The 19189-nt window shown below is 45.7% G+C and carries 13 protein-coding genes; 7 read left to right on the top strand and 6 right to left on the bottom strand.

Going from position 1 to position 19189, the window contains the following annotated elements:
• Positions 1-388: 388 nt before the first annotated feature.
• Both A142_RS04775 and A142_RS04780 read left to right on the top strand, forming a co-directional pair.
• Positions 389-2845 carry a M9 family metallopeptidase gene (locus A142_RS04775; RefSeq protein ID WP_019825134.1) on the top strand — a complete coding sequence of 819 codons (2457 nt, stop codon included), beginning with the start codon at positions 389-391 and terminating at the stop codon, positions 2843-2845.
• A gap of 276 nt (positions 2846-3121) precedes the next feature.
• Positions 3122-3496, top strand: a complete 375-nt coding sequence (locus A142_RS04780; RefSeq protein ID WP_019825136.1) for a cystatin domain-containing protein — start codon at positions 3122-3124, stop codon at positions 3494-3496.
• Positions 3497-3599: 103 nt separating this feature from the next.
• On the opposite strand, the gene A142_RS04785 is transcribed toward A142_RS04780, so the two are convergent.
• Positions 3600-4178, bottom strand: coding sequence for a hypothetical protein (locus tag A142_RS04785; RefSeq protein WP_029405644.1), 579 nt, complete (start codon positions 4176-4178; stop codon positions 3600-3602).
• Between the two features lie 213 nt (positions 4179-4391).
• Positions 4392-5990: an isocitrate lyase gene (locus tag A142_RS04790; RefSeq protein WP_019825139.1), complete on the bottom strand. Its 1599-nt coding sequence runs from the start codon at positions 5988-5990 to the stop codon at positions 4392-4394.
• Positions 5991-6120: 130 nt separating this feature from the next.
• Here A142_RS04790 and A142_RS04795 point away from each other — a divergent pair, with 130 nt between their 5' ends.
• Positions 6121-7074, top strand: a complete 954-nt coding sequence (locus A142_RS04795) for a LysR family transcriptional regulator (RefSeq protein ID WP_019825141.1) — start codon at positions 6121-6123, stop codon at positions 7072-7074.
• Between the two features lie 117 nt (positions 7075-7191).
• Positions 7192-9378: a malate synthase G gene (locus A142_RS04800; protein WP_019825143.1), complete on the top strand. Its 2187-nt coding sequence runs from the start codon at positions 7192-7194 to the stop codon at positions 9376-9378.
• Between the two features lie 280 nt (positions 9379-9658).
• Here A142_RS04800 and A142_RS04805 read toward each other — a convergent pair whose 3' ends face one another.
• Positions 9659-11086 (bottom strand): NAD-dependent succinate-semialdehyde dehydrogenase, encoded by a 1428-nt coding sequence (locus A142_RS04805; protein ID WP_019825145.1) that lies wholly within the window; start codon positions 11084-11086, stop codon positions 9659-9661.
• A gap of 94 nt (positions 11087-11180) precedes the next feature.
• Positions 11181-11969, bottom strand: a complete 789-nt coding sequence (locus A142_RS04810) for an IclR family transcriptional regulator (protein ID WP_019825147.1) — start codon at positions 11967-11969, stop codon at positions 11181-11183.
• A gap of 153 nt (positions 11970-12122) precedes the next feature.
• Between A142_RS04810 and pta the strand changes: the two genes are divergently transcribed.
• Both pta and A142_RS04820 read left to right on the top strand, forming a co-directional pair.
• The gene (gene pta, locus A142_RS04815; protein WP_019825149.1) at positions 12123-13202 is read left to right on the top strand and encodes a phosphate acetyltransferase; all 1080 of its coding nucleotides are present in this window, start codon (positions 12123-12125) and stop codon (positions 13200-13202) included.
• 73 nt (positions 13203-13275) lie between these two features.
• Entirely contained in the window at positions 13276-14043 is a 768-nt protein-coding gene (locus tag A142_RS04820) for a sulfite exporter TauE/SafE family protein (RefSeq protein WP_019825151.1), read from the top strand.
• A 100-nt stretch (positions 14044-14143) separates the two neighbouring features.
• Here the strand turns inward: A142_RS04820 and A142_RS04825 are convergent, their stop codons facing one another.
• Both A142_RS04825 and A142_RS04830 read right to left on the bottom strand, forming a co-directional pair.
• On the bottom strand, positions 14144-15862 hold the full coding sequence (locus tag A142_RS04825) for a cobaltochelatase CobT-related protein (RefSeq protein ID WP_019825153.1): 1719 nt from the start codon (positions 15860-15862) through the stop codon (positions 14144-14146).
• 3 nt (positions 15863-15865) lie between these two features.
• The gene (locus A142_RS04830) at positions 15866-16846 is read right to left on the bottom strand and encodes an AAA family ATPase (RefSeq protein ID WP_019825156.1); all 981 of its coding nucleotides are present in this window, start codon (positions 16844-16846) and stop codon (positions 15866-15868) included.
• A gap of 264 nt (positions 16847-17110) precedes the next feature.
• Between A142_RS04830 and xsc the strand changes: the two genes are divergently transcribed.
• Positions 17111-18922: a sulfoacetaldehyde acetyltransferase gene (gene xsc, locus A142_RS04835; RefSeq protein ID WP_004731917.1), complete on the top strand. Its 1812-nt coding sequence runs from the start codon at positions 17111-17113 to the stop codon at positions 18920-18922.
• Positions 18923-19189: the final 267 nt, after the last annotated feature.

Raw genomic sequence — 19189 nt, forward strand, 5'->3', positions numbered from 1 at the left:
GATTTGCACTCGTTAACCAAACACGAATTGTTATTAAGTTATTTGATATAAAGCTACCTTGTTGAGATTGAGTAACTCTAATTGTGTCTATTGTTTTTTAAAACAAGTTGCATAATAGAACGCAAGTTTACTACTTGCACAACCCCTTAACAACAGAACATTTACTAGTTTATAAGTTGCTAAATTAGAATATTCTCAACCACTTAGAGCCTAACCTTGATCCGAGTCTGACCAGTATCAATTGAGCATAATCCTTTGAATTTATAAATTAACGCAAAATATCTATTTTTTGAACCAAGCTCATAAATCATACGCAACTGAATTCACCTTGTTAATCGTAAGGAATATAACGGCGAGCCAAAATATATAATTAACTAATGAGTTTTGTATGTCTCATAACCGTTTATTTCCACGTCACCGTTTGGCTCTCGCTTGCATGCTGGCCAGTGTTTCCAGCTTCTCCTTTGCTCAAAGTCAGTGTGAGGTGCTTGATCTTCAGCAGGCGTCTGACCTTGCTCTCGCTGTCTCATCTGCAGATAACAGTTGCTATGGCGCTTGGTTCTCTGCTCAAGAGAGTTCGTTAAGCAATATCTATAGCGAAGCGAGCCTAAGCCGTATTCAAGTAGCATTGAATTTAGAAATCGCTCGCTACCGAGGTAATGCTGAACAGGCTCGTAAACTTGAAAACCTTGGCGAATTTGTCCGCGCCGCTTATTACGTTCGCTATAACGCGCGAGCGCAGGATTTTTCCGAGGCGTTAAGCCAGCGCTTCGCTCAATCTATTAATGCTTTTCTGGCGAACCCTAGTGCATTCGATCAAGGCCATGAGCAAGTTGGGGCAATGAAAAGCCTGACGCTGATGGTCGATAATGTTAAGCAACTTCCACTGACCATGGATGCGCAACTTGCGGCATTTAATCACTTTAACCGTGAAACCGCGCTGGATTCACAATGGGTCGATGGTCTTAATAATCTGTTTCGAGCAATGGCAGGGCATGCCGTTCGAGATGACTTCTACGATTACATGGCAAATCACACCCAACACATTGATACGCTGGCGACTTTTGCACGTGATAACACGTGGGCATTGGATACGGATGCGAGCTTTCTGGTTTATAACGCCGTGCGTGAAACAGGCCGTTTGTTAGCCAGTCCGGATCAAGCGACCAAAGACAAAGCGATGCGGGTTATGCAGCAAATAATGGCGCAAAATCCACTGGGCAGCGAGCACGATAAGCTATGGCTAGCGGCCGTTGAAACGATGAGTTACTTCGCACCAGAAGGCTTGAATGGGTTAGACCTAGAGCAAGCGAAACACGACTTGGCAACACGTGTACTTCCTAATCGCTATGAGTGCCAAGGACCTGCGATTATTCGCTCTCAAGATCTTACGGAGTCACAAGCGATGGAGGCGTGTGATGTGTTGGCTGCCAAAGAGGCCGACTTCCACCAAGTCGTGAATACGGGTCAACAACCTGTCGCTGATGATAACAACGAGCGAGTAGAAGTCGCGGTGTTTGGCAGCAAAGGCAGTTACATTGATTATTCATCGTTCTTGTTTGGCAATACCACAGACAATGGCGGGCAGTATTTAGAGGGTAATCCAGCAGAAGTCGGTAATGTGGCGCGTTTCGTGGCTTATCGCTACGCCAATGGTGATGAGCTTTCTATTCTCAATTTAGAGCATGAATACACTCACTATCTTGATGCACGCTTTAACCAATACGGCTCATTCAACGACAACCTAGCACATGGTTATGTGGTGTGGTGGTTAGAAGGCTTTGCCGAATTTATGCATTACAAACAAGGCTACGATGCGGCGATAAACTTGATTAGCAGCGGGAAGATGAGTCTGTCGGATGTGCTTGCGACCACTTACTCCCATGACTCCAATCGTATATATCGCTGGGGATACTTGGCGGTACGCTTCATGCTGGAAGAGCATCCTCAAGAGGTGCAAGGTTTATTGGCATTGTCTCGCACTGGCCAATTTTCCGAATGGGCACAACAAGTAAAAGTGCTAGGGCAGCAATACAATGGTGAGTTTGAGCGTTGGTTAGACTCGGTTTCAAGTGTACCCACAGAGCCTACAGAACCAACTGATCCCACTGAACCGACAGATCCTACGCAACCAACAGACCAAGCCATAGTGCTTGCAGCAAACCAAAGTGTGTTGTTGAGTGGCGAGGCGTATAGTGAGCAATTGTTCTATGTTGATATTCCAGAGAACACGACGCATTTTGAAGCGTCTATTGAGGGGCAAACTCAAGGTGATGCTGACCTCTACATGAGCTACAACAAACCTGCACATTACTACGATTTTGAATTCAGCCAATACGGTAATGGAAGCAATGAAGTGGTGACGTTTGAACAAGAACCTTCGGGTTACATCAAGTCGGGTCGTTACTACATGAGTGTTACGGGGCGTACCGATTTTAATGAGGTGTCGCTAACGGCATCGGTAGTCACAGAAACGCCAACGCCTCCAACTCAACAGCAAGATGATTTAACGCCTGTGGTATTGGAGTCCGGTCAGGCTCAAGTGCTTACCGTTCACCAACAACGTTATGCCGCTGTCTATGTACCAGAAGGTGTACAAGAAGTGCGAGTGTGGCTCAACGATAAGAGAGACAATGCGGAAAATGAACAGTCGAATGCGGGTAACGTTGATCTGTTCGCTAGTCATTCATACTGGCCAACAGCAGGGCAGCATGACTATGCGTCTGATTACCATGGTAGCAATGAGTACCTGCAAATTCCTGTAACAGAAGAAGGCTATATACACTTCTTACTGAGTGCAGAGCAGCAAGGGGATGATGTCGAGATGTTGGTGTATTTTCACTAACAGAACAAGCGTTAGGTAATTGGCATTAAAAAATAGGTATTGCCCTCAACTGCATTAACGACAACGTCACCAAACTAAATGGTTAAATATCAATAAAGTAGACGGATAAAAGCCGGGCATCAGTGTCTGGCTTTGTTTTTCTGACAATCTTCTGTGTTTATAGAGTAGTTACACCATAATCTCTGATGAAGTGATGACATTCGAGGTTTAAGCTTGTCTGCATATGAAACATCATTGCGAGTAACCTATCGCGAGTGATAGAGGTAGAGATAAATTATGAAGAAAGTACTATTGGTAACCATATTTAGTGTCGCTGCGTTAGCAGGGTGCAGTCAGAAATCTTCGGTTCCAGAACAAGCACAAGAGACTGCGAATCCGATCTGTAGCACTAAGAACCTGACGGGTGGTTGGTCGCAAAGTGAGATTACACCAGAAGCTAAGCAAGCTTTAAACGCAGTTCTTGGTCAAATGAACACTTCAGCTGAGCTCAAACAGATCTTGAGTGTTCGAACTCAGGTTGTCGCGGGTTTGAATTACGCTATTGAGTTTGAAATGGATAATGGTGAAGTGTGGAACACCATCGTTTACCGTTCTCTACAAGGTGACATCGAAATGACGCAACCTGCACAGAAAGGTCTTCTGTGCTCATAATCTAGATGTGCTTGTATCTTGTGGGATAGGCTGATAGCAAATAAAAATGGCTCCGTATTGGGAGCCATTTTTGTTTCTAAGAAGATTGATTTATTGAACGATTTCAGTCGGCCAGCTCGGGCTCAGCTAATTCCTGAACACAAGCTCGGCTGATGTCTTCATCAATATAAGCCATTCCCAGCTTGTTCAAGTAATCCATACGATCAGCAGTGCGAAGCTCAATATCAGGGCCTGCGATGTTGTTCTCTTGATAAACCTTAGCCATGTGAGCCATGAATTGCTCGCCCACACTCATCATTAACAGGCTCATTGCGCCTACGTCCGGTCTTACTTTAGCACGTTGCTTTTCCGATAGGTTTACCGCTAATACGATAGGTTGTTCTTCACCTTCGAAGCGAACGCCTCGCTCACGAACGGTTTGTTGAGCCCAGTAGTACGCCAGTTCTTTGCTCTGGGTCAGAAACACTGGTTCAACTGATTCGGTGTAGTTGTTGCCAATGGTCGCCATGGTTTTTGAAGCTGCTTCGTTGAGCGCTTTGTCACCAGAGCGTTTTAGGCCTTGGCCTTGAATAGAAGCCAATAAAGCGGAAGATGTGCCGTGATACCAAGTATCACCCGTCGCGAAACCATTCTCTGATAACAGTGTTTTTGCATCTTGTAGGTGTGTAGGTATTGAAGTCATAGGCACTCTCAAAAAATAAGAATCTCAACAAATAGGAATCTGAACAAATATGTATACAGTTAGCTTAAACAGAAGTTGTTCGGTTAACCGTGGTGTGGAACACAAATCTGAGGCTTTGAGATAAAGCTGGCAGTACAAGCTTTATCTCAAAGCCTTCCCCCGGATCTTACCTAAGTAAGAGAGAAGGACGGGGGGAGGCTTTAGCGTTAGCGATTAATCAAATTGGTTCGATGTATTCGCTTCACCTGCAGCTTTTAGTGCGTTCTCACCAGCAAAGTACTCTTTGTGGTCATCACCCATATCTGAACCAGACATGTTTTGGTGTTTAACACATGCGATGCCTTGGCGGATTTCTTTACGTTGAACATTCGCAACATAACCCAACATGCCTTGGTCGCCGAAGTACTCTTTCGCTAGGTTGTCAGTAGACAGCGCAGCAGTGTGGTAAGTCGGTAGCGTAATCAAGTGGTGGAAAATACCCGCTTCACGTGATGCGTCTGCTTGGAATGTACGGATCTTCTCGTCAGCGCTTGCAGACAGTTCAGTTTCATCGTATTCCGCGCTCATTAGGCTTGCACGGTCGTAAGCCGAAACATCTTTACCTTCTGCTACCATCGCATCGTAAGCTTGCTGACGGAAGTTTAGCGTCCAGTTGAATGATGGAGAGTTGTTGTAAACCAGTTTCGCATTAGGGTGTACTTCACGTACGCCGTCCATCATCTCTTTGATTTGACCGATGTGTGGCTTCTCAGTCTCAATCCAAAGTAGGTCAGCGCCTGCATTGATAGCTTCGATACAGTCAAATACACAACGATCTTCACCAGTACCTTGGCGGAATTGGTATAAACCTGAAGGTAGACGCTTAGGTCGAACTAGCTTGCCGTCACGGTTGAAGCAAACATCGCCTTCAGCCATATCAGCCACATCAATCTCTTCAACATCTAGGTATGAGTTGTAGATGTCACCTTGGTCGCCCGGCTCTTTCACTACTGCGATTTCTTTTGTTAAACCTGCGCCTTGTGAATCGGTACGAGCAACAATGATGCCGTTGTCGATGCCTAGTTCAAGGAAGGCGTAACGAAGTGCGCGAAGTTTTGCGTGAAAGTCAGCATGTGGAACCGTTACTTTGCCGTCTTGGTGACCGCATTGCTTCTCATCGGCAACTTGGTTTTCAATTTGTAGACAACATGCGCCCGCTTCAATCATCTGCTTAGCCATTAGGTAGGTCGCTTCTGCGTTACCGAAACCTGCATCGATATCTGCAATGATTGGCACCACGTGTGTTACGTGATTGTCGATTTTGTCTTGGATAAGGTCTTGTTGGTTAACATCGCCCGCTTCACGTGCAGCGTCTAGCTCACGGAATAAACCACCCAGTTCACGTGCATCAGCTTGGCGCAGGAATGTGTATAGTTCTTCTACTAGGCCTGCAACCGATGTTTTTTCATGCATTGATTGGTCTGGAAGTGGACCAAAGTCTGAGCGAAGTGCAGCAACCATCCAACCAGAAAGGTATAGGTAGCGGCGATCTGTCTTGCCATCAAAGTGCTTCTTAATAGAAATCAGCTTTTGTTGACCGATAAAACCATGCCAGCAACCTAAAGACTGAGTGTATTGAGAGCTGTCTTTATCGTAAGCCTCCATATCCGCACGCATGATATCTGCCGTGTATTGCGCGATATCTAGACCTGTTTTGAATTTGTTTTGAGCTCGCATACGAGCAGCAGATTCAGCATTGATTGCATCCCATGGAGCACCTGCAGCGCTTTTTGCAACTTCTATCATTTCGATATCTTGTGTAATTTGCGACATAACTATTCCTTAGTTTCACGTGGGGTATGGTTGCCAAATTGGCTTGGATTAAAACTTTGCTATGGACAAAGAATAACCACACATGTGATAATTTTGTTAATTTATAGTTATTATATTCGGTATTTTTCTTATGAATATTGCTCGTATAGACCTTAATTTGCTTGTGTATTTAGACATGTTGCTACGTGAAAGAAACGTTACACGAGCGGCAAATCAATTAGGCATAACTCAACCAGCCATGAGTAATGGACTGCGCCGATTGCGTGATCTGTTTGAAGATCCACTATTGGTGAGAACCAGTGAAGGGATGGTGCCGACCGAGCGAGCGCAAAAGTTGCAACCGCTGATTAGAAACATCTTGGCGAATGTAGAAAAGACACTCCAGCCGACCACAGAGTTTAATGCAGAAGACAGTGAACGCGTGTTTCGCATCATGGCGAGTGACTATGCAGAATCGACCATTATTCAACCTCTTCTGAAAAGGTTAAGTGAGATCGCACCGAAAATACGACTGGATATCATGACGCCAAGTGACGTGAGTTATCAGGATGTAGAGCAAGGTACTGTTGATATAATCATCAACCGTTTTGACGACATCCCACAGTCGTTTCACCAGATGAGCCTTTGGCACGACGGGTTCTCTTGCCTATTTAGCTGTGATAATCCAATTGCCGATAACTTTGATATTTTGTCTTATTTAAAAGCGCAACATATCTGGGTAAGTAAGACGGGGATGGGAACCGGAGTGGGAATCAACCCAAGTGAAGCACAAAAGCTCGGTTGGATAGATGAAGCGTTAATGCGCATTGGTAAAACCCGCAATATCACGGTATTTACTCGACACTACCTGTCGGCGATTCTTTTCGCACAACAGAAGAACTTGATCCTTACTATTCCTACTAAAGCGGCGCAATTGCAGCGCAACAACCCTAATTTGTTAATCAAACCAGCCCCATTTGCTATTGAACCTTTTGAAGTAAAGATGGCGTGGAGCCCCTTGTTACAAACCAATCCAGACCACCAGTGGATGCGTCGCTTGATCAAAAGTGTCGCCAATGAAATCGAAAGTGGTGTGACGGGATAACACAGTTTTTGTGGTATTTCTTTTGTGAATATCCAATATAAGCGGCATAAATTAGCTAAATTTTCGTCAGTTACGTAAATTTATTTAGTAGTCAGCGGTTAATTTGAGAGAGATTTTATGAGCAGTCGTATTCAACAGGGAAGCTTGAGCATTGATAGCACCCTCTACCAATTAATTAATGAGCAGGTCATTCCTGGAACAGGCATTGTCGCAGAGGACTTTTGGCAATCTTTCGCAGCCATCCTTAAAGATCTGGCACCAAAGAACCGTGCCTTACTTATCAAGCGTGAAGATCTTCAACATCAAATTGACGTTTGGCACCAAGAGCGTGCGGGACAAACGCTAGATGCTGCCGAGTACAAACAGTTCTTACAGCAGATTGGCTACCTAGTTGCTGAGGGCGATGACTTTCAAGTTACGACCGCCAGCGTTGAGCCTGAAATTGCAACACAAGCGGGTCCGCAGCTTGTTGTACCTATTATGAATGCACGTTTTGCGCTTAACGCGGCCAACGCGCGTTGGGGTAGTTTATACGATGCGCTCTATGGAACGGACGTGATCAGTGAAAGTGACGGCGCGGAAAAGGGCGGAAGCTTTAACCCTGTACGCGGTGCTAAAGTGGTGAGCTACGCTCGAGGTTTCCTTGATGACGCTGCACCACTAAACGGTGTCTCTCATAAAGACGTGACCAAATACAGCATCAGTAACGCTAGCGTCGGCAATAAGCTGATAGCGACACTCGATAACGGTGAAGAAGTCACTCTCATAGATAGCAACCAGTTCATTGGCTATCAAGGTGACGCAAGTTCACCTTCGTGCATTCTTCTTAAACACAATAACCTTCATATCGAAATTCAAATCGACCCGAGTGCGCCGATTGGCAGCGTCGATGTGGCGGGTATTAAAGATGTACTGGTGGAATCGGCACTGACCACGATTATGGATTGCGAAGATTCGGTTGCTGCGGTTGACGGTGAAGACAAAGCATTGGCTTACCGAAACTGGTTAGGTTTAATGAAGGGTGACCTTCAAGAGTCGCTAGAGAAAAACGGTAAAACCATTGTTCGTAATCTTAACCCCGATCGGCAATACACCAGTGTGACGGGTGGTGAAATCTTACTTAAAGGTCGCAGCATGTTGTTCATACGCAATGTGGGCCACCTAATGACTAACCCTGCGATTATTGATGCTGAAGGTAATGAAGTGCCTGAAGGTATCATGGATGGCATGGTTACCTCGCTCATCGCGATGCATGATTTAAAGGGTAATAGCCCTTACCAAAACTCGACCGCGAACAGCATCAACATCGTAAAACCTAAGATGCATGGCCCTGAAGAAGTAGCGTTTACTAATGAATTGTTTGGCCGCATTGAAGATGCATTAGGGCTAGATCGATTCACGATCAAAGTCGGCATCATGGACGAAGAGCGTCGTACTTCGGTTAACCTTAAAGAATGTATTCGTGCAGCTAAAGATCGTGTTGTGTTTATCAACACAGGTTTCCTAGACCGTACCGGTGATGAGATTCACACCAGCATGGAAGCGGGCCCATTTGCGCCTAAAACACAGCTGAAAACCATGACTTGGATTGGCGCATACGAAGATCAAAACGTTGATCTTGGCTTAGCTTGTGGCCTGCAAGGTAAAGCCCAGATTGGTAAAGGTATGTGGCCAGAACCGGATAACATGGCCAAGATGATGGACGCGAAAATTGGACACCCACAAGCTGGTGCCAATACCGCTTGGGTTCCTTCTCCAACGGCGGCGACTCTGCATGCCTTGCACTATCACAAGGTGAGTGTTCCTAGCCGTCAGAAAGAGCTTCGTGAGCGTGTGAGAGCAAATGTTGACGATATTCTAACTATCCCGTTGCTAGGCAATCAAAAGCTGACTGCTCAAGATATCCAAAATGAATTGGACAACAATACGCAAGGCATTCTTGGTTACGTAGTTCGTTGGATTGACCAAGGTGTAGGTTGTTCGAAGGTGCCTGATATCAACGATGTAGGATTAATGGAAGACCGCGCAACGCTGCGTATTTCAAGCCAACACATTGCTAACTGGTTACGTCACGGTATTTGCGAGGAAGCCCAGGTAATGAAAACCATGAAGCGCATGGCAGCCGTGGTTGATGAGCAAAATTCTGGGGATCCAAGCTACCAAAACATGGCGCCTGATTTCGAAAACAGCATTGCGTTTTCCGCAGCGTGTCAGTTGGTATTTGAAGGCTGTGCTCAGCCTAGTGGTTATACCGAGCCAGTGTTACACGCGATGCGTTTAAAGTTGAAAGCGCAGAGTGCTTGAGTCGGAAAGTGCTAAATCGCAGATAAGCGAAAGCACAAAAAGCCTAAATCACTGAAATAGCAAAGTGGTCTAATAATAAAAACAGAGAAAGAAAAATACTAAAAAAAGAAACCCCCTTTAACCGAGCCCAAGGTGCTGCGCTTTATAGCGCGGCTTTTTTTTGGTTTTTGGTTAGATGTGGGAGCTGAGATTGGAAGTGAAGAGTAGTTAGCTTATCCCTTAATGAAACCGAATTAGCATCGAAGCTCAGTTATTACCAAAACTTACTTCCCATCAAAGCTTAGTTGCCACCGAAACATAGATACTTAATATCTATGTACTCATCGATGCCTTCTTTAGCGCCTTCACGGCCAATACCTGACTGTTTAACCCCACCGAAAGGTGCAACCTCAGTTGAGATGATGCCGTCGTTAATACCAACCATACCGTACTCAAGTGCTTCTGCTACCTTCCACACTCGGTGGATATTCTGGCTGTAGAAATAAGACGCCAAACCATAAATGGTGTCGTTTGCCATTTCGATCAGCTCTTCATCGCTGTCGAACTTCATAACCGGAGCGACAGGGCCAAAGATCTCTTGTTGAACGATGTCCATATCGTGCTTCACGTCTTTAAGAATGACAGGTTGAATGAACAAGCCCGCAAGCTCTTGAGTTGGAGTGACAGGCTGTGCACCTTGTTCAATTGCGCGGTCAATCAAACCTTGGATGTTCTGTTTCGCTCTTTCACTGATCACAGGGCCAATGTTGACGCCTGCGTCTAAGCCGTTGCCAATTTTGAGTTGCTGTACCGCTTGGTTGAATTTAGCCACAAACTCATCGTGCACTTTGCTGTGTATATAGAATCGGTTAGCACAAACACAGGTTTGACCTGCATTACGGAATTTCGAAGCCATCGCGCCTTGAACCGCAGCATCGATATCGGCATCGTCAAACACGATAAACGGAGCATTACCGCCAAGTTCCATCGAGGTGCGTTTGATGCCTTTTGCGGCTTGAGCCATCAAGATACTGCCGACGCGAGTAGAACCAGTAAAAGAGATCTTCTTGATTAATGGGTGTGATGTGAATAACTCACCAATCTGTTCTGGGCTGTCACCCAATACCACTTGAAGCAGATCTTTAGGGACACCTGCTTGGTAAGCCAGCTCAACAACGGCAAACGCAGAAAGTGGCGTTTCGTCAGAAGGTTTCACAATAAAACTACACCCAGCCGCTAGAGCAGGCGCAGCCTTACGAGTGATCATCGCAATCGGGAAGTTCCACGGTGTGATGGCACACGCGACGCCAATTGGCTGTTTGATTGTCACTAAACGCTTATCCCCAGCGGTACTTGGAATCGAGTCTCCATAAGTGCGCTTGGCTTCTTCGGCGAACCATTCAATAAAGCTTGCGCCATAAACTACTTCACCCACAGCTTCTGCCAATGGCTTGCCTTGTTCTATCGTCATTAAGTGAGCAAGGTCATCCTTGTTTTCAAGGATCAGTTGATGCCAAGCCTTCAATATCGCAGCACGAGATTTAGCAGGAATTTTCGCCCACTCTTTCTGCGCAATATGAGCTCGCTCGATAGCACTGTCCAATTCCGCCTCAGATGAGATAGGCGCATGCCCAATAAGTTCACCCGTTGCTGGATTGCTCACGGCAACCGCGTTATTCGCTTCTGTCACCATAAAAGAGAGTAAGCGCTGGTTATTAATTTCTAGCATGTGATTCCTTCTTGATGATTACTTAACACGTGTTGGTGCTGTTATTGAGTTGATGTCTATGGCAGTGCTGATGATTCGCTTTAGCCTGCCAAGGTTATTCTTGCTCCCAGTTGTCTGCTTCTATTTTCGCTAATGCTTTCGCGGCTTTTTGTAGAGCAGGTAGGAACTTGATCGCCTCGTCCGGTTTTACTCGAATCACAGGTGCTTGAATCGCTAAGCCGAGATTGGATTGGCCCGTTGGCGATGGAATGAGTACCGCAATGCACACCAAACCCGGTAGAAACTCTTCATCATCAATAGCAAAACCTTGGATCTTCGCTTCTTCGATGTCTTTCTCTAATGTCGAATAGTCGGTGATGGTTTTTACTGTGTATTGAGTGAGAGGCACATTTTCGATCAGCCTTCTGCGTTGTGATTTCGACATGTGCGCCAAAAACAATTTGCCTGTGGCTGAGCAATGAACGGGCACGCGAGAGCCTGGTTGTAGATGGAAGCGAAGCGGGGCTTCAGTTTCTGCGCGATCAAGATAGATGATCTCACCGCTCGACAGTGCCGTTAGGTTGCAGCTCTCGCCGACTTCTGCTCGAAGGTTTTCGAGAATCGTGCGTCGTGCGCTGTGCATGGTGCTATTGAACAGCAGGTTTTCAGCAAGCTTTCTGAGTCGAATGCCAGAGCTGTAATGCTTTTCGTCACCATCTCTTTGAATAATACCCGCAGCTTCTAATTGTTGCAGCATGCGGTGCAGAGTTGGTTTCGGTAGTCCGGTTTCTTCGACGAGCCCTTGAAGAGAAATAAACTCATCTTTTTGCGCTATCACCTCTAATAGTGCAAAAAGTCGGAGAGTGGGCGTATCTCCTTGAACTTGTGGTGTTTCTGTTTGCATACAGTGATTCATCCTTGCGATATGTCTATGTATAAGAGTGTACATACCAAATTAAAAATCTTCAATTATCTGAATAAAATTTGACCTTTTTTATTATTTCAATAATATAAATATAAATTATGGAACAATTGATCTCAATAAATGGAATTTAAGATGAAGGCGATTGAACGGATTATTGATAAGGCTCACTTAGATCGTAAGCGAGTGGTTTTGAGTGAAGCAGAAGACCCTCGTGTACTCAAAGCGGCGCGATTGGCGATAGATAAACAGCTCGCTTACATCACGCTAGTCGGCGATGAAAAGGCGATTATCGAAGCGGCGCAGTTGAACCACATTAATCTCGCTGGCATTCACATTGTTTCACCACAAACATCAGCACTCAAAGCTGTGTTGGCTGAACGGCTCTATGAGCTAAGAAAAGCCAAAGGCATGACTTATGAAGATGCATTGGATAAGGTCAAAGACCCACTGATTTTTGCCAACTTGATGGTACGAGAAGGGCTGGTTGACGGTACAGTCAATGGCGCGGTTTACACCACGTCTGATGTAGTTCGAGCGGCGCTGCAGATTATTGGGCCAGCACCAGACAGTGAATTGGTGTCTAGCTTCTTTCTGATGATGTTGTGCGAGCCTTTCCATAATCTTAAAGGTGGCATGATTTTCAGTGACTGTGGTTTGGTGATTAACCCCAATGAAACCGAACTGGCATCGATTGCCGTAGCGGCATCAAACAGTGCTCAAACGCTGTTGATGGAAGAACCTAAAGTGGCAATGCTGTCGTTCTCTACCAACGGCAGTGCGAAACACGAATCAGTCGATAAGGTTCGTAATGCCGCTCAGTTAGTGAAACAACGTTGTCCCGGAATAGCTGTCGATCAGGACGTTCAACTCGATGCCGCGATTGTCACTGAAATTGCCGCGAAAAAGCTGCCCGATTCAGAAGTGAAAGGCCAATCTAATGTATTGATTTTCCCCAATTTAGAAGCGGGGAACATAGGCTATAAGCTCGCAGAAAGGTTAGGTGGCGCAGTCGCGATTGGACCGTTATTACAAGGCCTGAATCAACCTGCCAATGACCTATCGAGAGGGTGTAGCGCGCAAGATATCTTTAATGTGATCGCGGTGACCGCGGTACAAGCGCAGCAAGGGAAAGTGTCTGATTCTAACGCTGATATTGATATTGAAGCTGATGTTGAAGAAAAAGAAGAGTCGACGTTTGATTTTAGGTATTAACATTTAGCTCCCGAAGCTAATACTGAATTTTGCACCCAAAATAAAACCCTAAACAACCTAATTAGGATTGCTGATGGAGTTACCTGTTTTACTCGCCATTCTTGCCACCATCGCGGTGGGTACCTATTTCCAAACCGTCACGGGGTTTGGTCTTGGGATCATTGTAATTGGTTTAACGGTCAGTCTTAATCTGGTTTCCTTACCCGTTATTGCTGCTGTGGTCAGTATTGTGACTTTGTTTAATTGCTTTGTCGCTTTGATGGGTAAGCCATTACTTGGGGAGCTCAAAATTCTGGTGGTGTTAGTCATCGGTATTATTCCCGGTGTATCGATGGGGGTGTACTTGCTGGATGAGTTAAGCGATTCGGCAACGCATATTCTCCGAGGACTATTGGGTGCGATGGTGCTATTCGCAGGTTTGAGTTTTATGTTCAAACCTAAAACCAGAAAGGATCGTTCAGCAACGGTATCATTCCTTATATCAGGATTTAGCTCTGGTTTAGCGGGCGGGTTATTTGGGATGGCGGGCCCTCCGATTGTTTACCATCTCTATCGGCAACCTTTTACACTCGATCTGGTGCGAAGCACACTGCTGATGGTGTTCGCTTGTACGTCGATGTCGCGTACTGTCAATGTCTACGTTGCAGGCGACATGGAACCGAGCATACTGTGGCTATCCGCTATTGCTGTCCCCTTGGTGGCGCTTGTCACGATGTTTGCTCGACGTTTCCCGCCACCGTTGTCTAATGACCAATTAAGAAAGTTGGTGTTTACGGTGCTGATGTTGATTGGTGGGTATCTGATGGCTGTGTCTGCATGGTCGTTGCTTGCTACCTCTTAAGAACATTTCGATAAAAGGCTAGCGGCCTGCTAGCCGATACTTCACTGCTCCTCACAACGTCACTGCTCACTAAGCTAAGTACACCTACAAATAAAAAGCATTAACGCTTTAGCATTTCAAATACGTTCCTACATAGCCCAAATAGGCAGCTCTCTTGCACATCTAAAGTGATGTTACTGCGATAGTACGGGCTTAAATCGACACCCATTCCAACACCATGAATCTCGATATGGTTTTTGTTTGATTCACGCTCAATCACTTGTTTGAGATGGTTATCCAAATAGAACTGATCGTTGGCGGTGCTGGTGGCGGTATCCATCGGACAGCCGTCTGAGAACACGATTAAAACCTTTCTTTTCGCACTGTGCTGTTGCAACAGCTGACTAGCGAACTGCACCGCTTCGCCATCAATCCCTTCTTTAAAGATGTCTGCTTTACGCAGGCTGGCAATGCCAAGGCGAGAGCGTCTCCAATGGGTATCAAAATCTTTAAACACAATATGTCGAACTTCGTTTAAGCGGCCTGGGTGTTTCGGTTTGCCTTGTTTAAGCCACTGTCGATAGACTTTGCCACCGTTCCAGTTATTGGTAGTGAAGCCAATAATCTCAAATGGAATGTTGGCCAGTCCAACGGATTTGAGAATTGTATCCATCAGTAGGCTTAGCTTGTGACTGTGTTTCTGCATTGAACCTGAGCAGTCCATCAAAAACGTGATGGCACATTGATGAGATGCGCCGATATCAGGTTGATAAAAGACAGTGCGATCCAATGGCGAAGTGATGAGCTTGGTGATGGTAGTGGCGTTAACAATACCTTCTTCTAAATGATCCTGACGTCGGTTCGTTTGTGGCGTGGCAACAAAGCGAGTGAGCATAGCGGCTAAACGGCGAGTGTTGACTTGTCTCGCCATGATGTCATCGGTGAGTTTCTGCCTCAGTTCGAGTAATAGAGCGCGCCTGACGAGTTTGTCTGCCGCGATGACTTGATCAAATTCTGAATTAAAGACCTGATAATTGGCACCCGAGAGTTCGAATACCTTGCTACTGCCTGTGATGTCGGTATCGACGTCTTCATCTTGAATGTCACCATCAACAATCAAGGCAAGCTGAGCAAGGATCTTAATGTCTTCTTCCACCGTAGGCGTGGGCGAGTTATCACTTTCTTGTTCTTGGATAATTAATTCTTGTGCAAGGGTTGCAAGCTCATTGGCGCAGTGAGCAAACTGTTGTTGGTCGGTTCTATGTTGCTTTAAGCGCTTCAGGCTGTGCCCAAAAGTAGGCACGATGCCGGCGCGAGTCGATTCAATGGTCTCAGCAATAGGCTCCGAAACTGGAACACCGGTTAAGCGGGTGTGGATGATTTGCATCAGAGTAAATAGCAACATGCCTATTCGTGATTCGGTGAAACCATTTTGATGGTACTGATCGCTCCAATGCGCAAAATTGAACTGAATGCTGGTGGTAACACCTTTTAGATAAGATGGAACTTGCGATTCAATTCGTACTTGTTCGCAGAAATCATATAACAGACGTTCGACTTCGTTTTTCGGTCGTAATGAATAGTGAAGATCAGCATCTGAGAGCAAGAGTCGTAATGCTGATGAATCGATCTTGCCTTGCATTGAAAGCTTGCTGTTTTTCAACTCGTGGCGAGAAACAAAGGTGAGATCGTTAGTATGTGCGGACTGGTAATAACAGGGGCTATTGCCTTTATAGAGACGTTCTCCCCGATAATTCAGACTCAACTCACCGCTGATCGCTCTGGCGACAGACACGCCAAGATCGAGGATCTTTTTCTGCTGAGAAGAAACATTGGCCATGGTTTACGACTCCGAGTGGGAATAGTTTTGAGTATGCGTTTCTAAATCTTCACCAAAGCAACGGAAATAGTATTCGCTAACCAGTTCTTTCTCTTCGTCTTCACAGCGATTCAAGAAAGACAGCCTAAATGCCGTCGCTACATCGTCGAATATTTGGATGTTTTCGGCCCAAGTGAGCACCGTTCGCGGAGACATCACCGTTGAAAGGTCACCAGCCCGAAACCCGTTACGCGTTAATCCTGCGGTGGCGATCATTTTCTCAACCAGTTGTCGGCCACTTTCATTATTCAGCTCTGGAAGCTTGGATAACACGATCTTGGTCTCATGCTGTGGATCTAAATAGTTAAGCGTGGCGATGATGTTCCATCGGTCAAGCTGGCTATGGTTAAGCACTTGAGTACCGGAATACAAACCCGAGAAATTACCCAACCCCAGCGTGTTACAGGTAGCAAATAGGCGGAAAGAAGGGTGAGGCGTGATCACTCGGTTTTGCTCTAAAGAGGTGTATTTGCCGTCTTGTTCTAGGAGTTGTTGGATCACAAACATCACATCTGGTCGTCCTGCATCGTATTCGTCTAATACCAGAGCAATGGGTTGCTGGATGCTTTGCGGAAGAATGCCTTCTTTAAACTCTGTCACCTGCATTCCATCTTTAATGACGATGCTGTCCTTTCCTATGAAATCCAAGCGACTTAAGTGTCCGTCTAGGTTGATCCTCAAGCATGGCCAGTTTAATCTCGCGGCGATTTGTTCAATGTGAGAAGACTTGCCCGTCCCGTGTGTACCTTGTATCAGCGTGCGTCGATTGGAGGCGAACCCCGCCAATATCGCTAGCGTTACTTCAGGATCAAAACAGTAGTTAGGATCGACCTTGGGTACATACTCTCCCGCATGTTCAAACGCCAATACGGTTAGGTTGCTGTCGATGCCAAAACACTCTCTCACACTTATTGGTTGTGTTGGTATCAATTCCGCATCATTCATTTTTCTTCCCTCTTAATAGCTTCCATGACTGCCGCGATGGGCGATATGTCATCGATTATTAACAGCTCACTCTAAGTTAACGGCACTTTTTGTACGAAAAACTATCAATAATGTGATCTAGTTTTATTAATTAGAATGAATTGTTCCAATTTAATATAAAAAGTTGACGCGCAAAAAATCTACTACTAAGGTGAAAATGAATTCGAAAAAGAGACAATTCATTCCGAAAAATGAAATTTTGGTTAACTCAAGGAGAATGGAAGAATGAGTGAGCAAGAAAAACGTACGGTTGTTTCCGGCACAGTAACAATGACACCATCAGAAGCGTTCGTTGAAACTATGGTTGCTAATGATGTTACCGACATGTTCGGCATCATGGGGTCAGCATTTATGGACGCAATGGATATCTTTGCTCCTGCTGGCATTCGATTGGTCCCAGTGGTTCACGAGCAAGGTGCTGCTCACATGGCAGATGGTTACTCTCGTGTATCTGGTCGCCATGGTGTGGTTATCGGGCAGAATGGCCCAGGTATTAGTAACTGTGTAACAGCGATTGCAGCCGCGTTTTGGGCACACAGCCCGGTCGTGATTGTGACGCCAGAAACAGGTACCAAAACAATGGGCTTAGGTGGTTTCCAAGAGTGTAACCAGCTTCCAATGTTCCAAGAGTTTACTAAGTATCAAGGACATGTAACGCACCCAGACCGTATGGCGGAATACACAGGCCGATGCTTTGACCGCGCAATGAGCGAAATGGGCCCGACTCAGCTGAACATTCCACGTGACTACTTCTACGGTGAAACTCAAACTGAAATCCCTAAACCTGCGCGTTTAGACCGAGGTCCAGGTGGTGAAAAATCTCTAAATGAAGCGGCAGATCTGATTGCTGAAGCGAAGTTCCCAGTCATCATTTCTGGTGGCGGCGTGGTAATGGCAGATGCCGTTCAAGAGTGTGCGGCACTGGCAGAAAGGTTAGGCGCACCCGTAGTGAACAGCTACCTACACAATGACTCTTTCCCTGCGAGTCACCCATTATGGTGTGGTCCTTTAGGCTACCAAGGTTCGAAAGCAGCAATGAAACTGATGGCTCAAGCAGATGTGGTTATCGCTTTGGGTACACGTCTTGGTCCATTTGGTACCTTGCCTCAACATGGCATGGACTACTGGCCGAAGAACGCGAAAATCATTCAGATTGATGCAGACAACAAGATGCTGGGTCTGGTTAAGAAGATTTCGGTTGGTATCTGTGGTGATGCAAAAGCAGCAGCGGTTGCTCTATCTGAAAGATTGGAAGGCCGTGCACTGTTGTGTGATGACAACAAAGGCGCTCGCCAAGATACAGTCGCTACAGAAAAAGCACTTTGGGAAAAAGAGCTTGATGAATGGACACACGAACGTGACTCTTTCAGCTTAGATATGATTGAGGAAAACTCACACGAGACTCCGTTCTCTGGTGGTGAATACCTACACCCACGCCAAGTATTGCGTGAACTAGAAAAAGCGATGCCTGAAGACGTAATGGTCTCGACAGATATCGGTAACATCAACTCAGTGGCAAACAGCTATTTACGCTTTGAGAAACCACGTAGCTTCTTTGCTGCAATGAGTTTCGGTAACTGTGGTTACGCATTCCCGACCATCATTGGCGCGAAAGCCGCGGCACCTCATCGTCCCGCTATTTCTTATGCAGGCGACGGTGCGTGGGGCATGAGCCTGATGGAAACCATGACATGTGTTCGCCATAACATTCCAGTGACAGCTGTGGTATTCCACAACCGTCAATGGGGTGCTGAGAAGAAGAACCAAGTCGACTTCTACAACCGACGCTTTGTTGCCGGTGAACTTGAAAACCAAAGCTTTGCAGAGATTGCACGAGCAATGGGTGCTGAAGGTATCACGGTTGATAAGCTAGAAGATGTAGGCCCAACTCTGCAAAAAGCCATCGACATGCAGATGAACGAAGGCAAAACAACCATCATTGAAATCATGTGTACTCAGGAATTGGGCGACCCGTTCCGCCGAGATGCACTATCAACACCGGTTCGTTTCCTAGATAAATACAAAGATTACGTATAAGTCATAGGAAGTTTGTCCGGCCACCGCATCATCGAGAATGTTGTCGAGTGCGTGGTCGGGCAATATTAACGGGTATTGGCAAAGTGCTTAGGTGAAGAACGTAAACGCTTAGTTCAATAATTTCCAGTTAAACATTAGAACACTAATTAAATGAATCATAAGTATATAAGTGGTTTTAGATATATACACTATGTCACTCGTTATTATTAATCGGTCCTTAACTAATGGATCAACAAATAGTTATTTTGACGAAGATATACACCTATT

Origin of the sequence: Vibrio splendidus 12E03 (genome assembly GCF_000272105.2) — a bacterium.
Taxonomy (GTDB): domain Bacteria; phylum Pseudomonadota; class Gammaproteobacteria; order Enterobacterales; family Vibrionaceae; genus Vibrio; species Vibrio splendidus_I.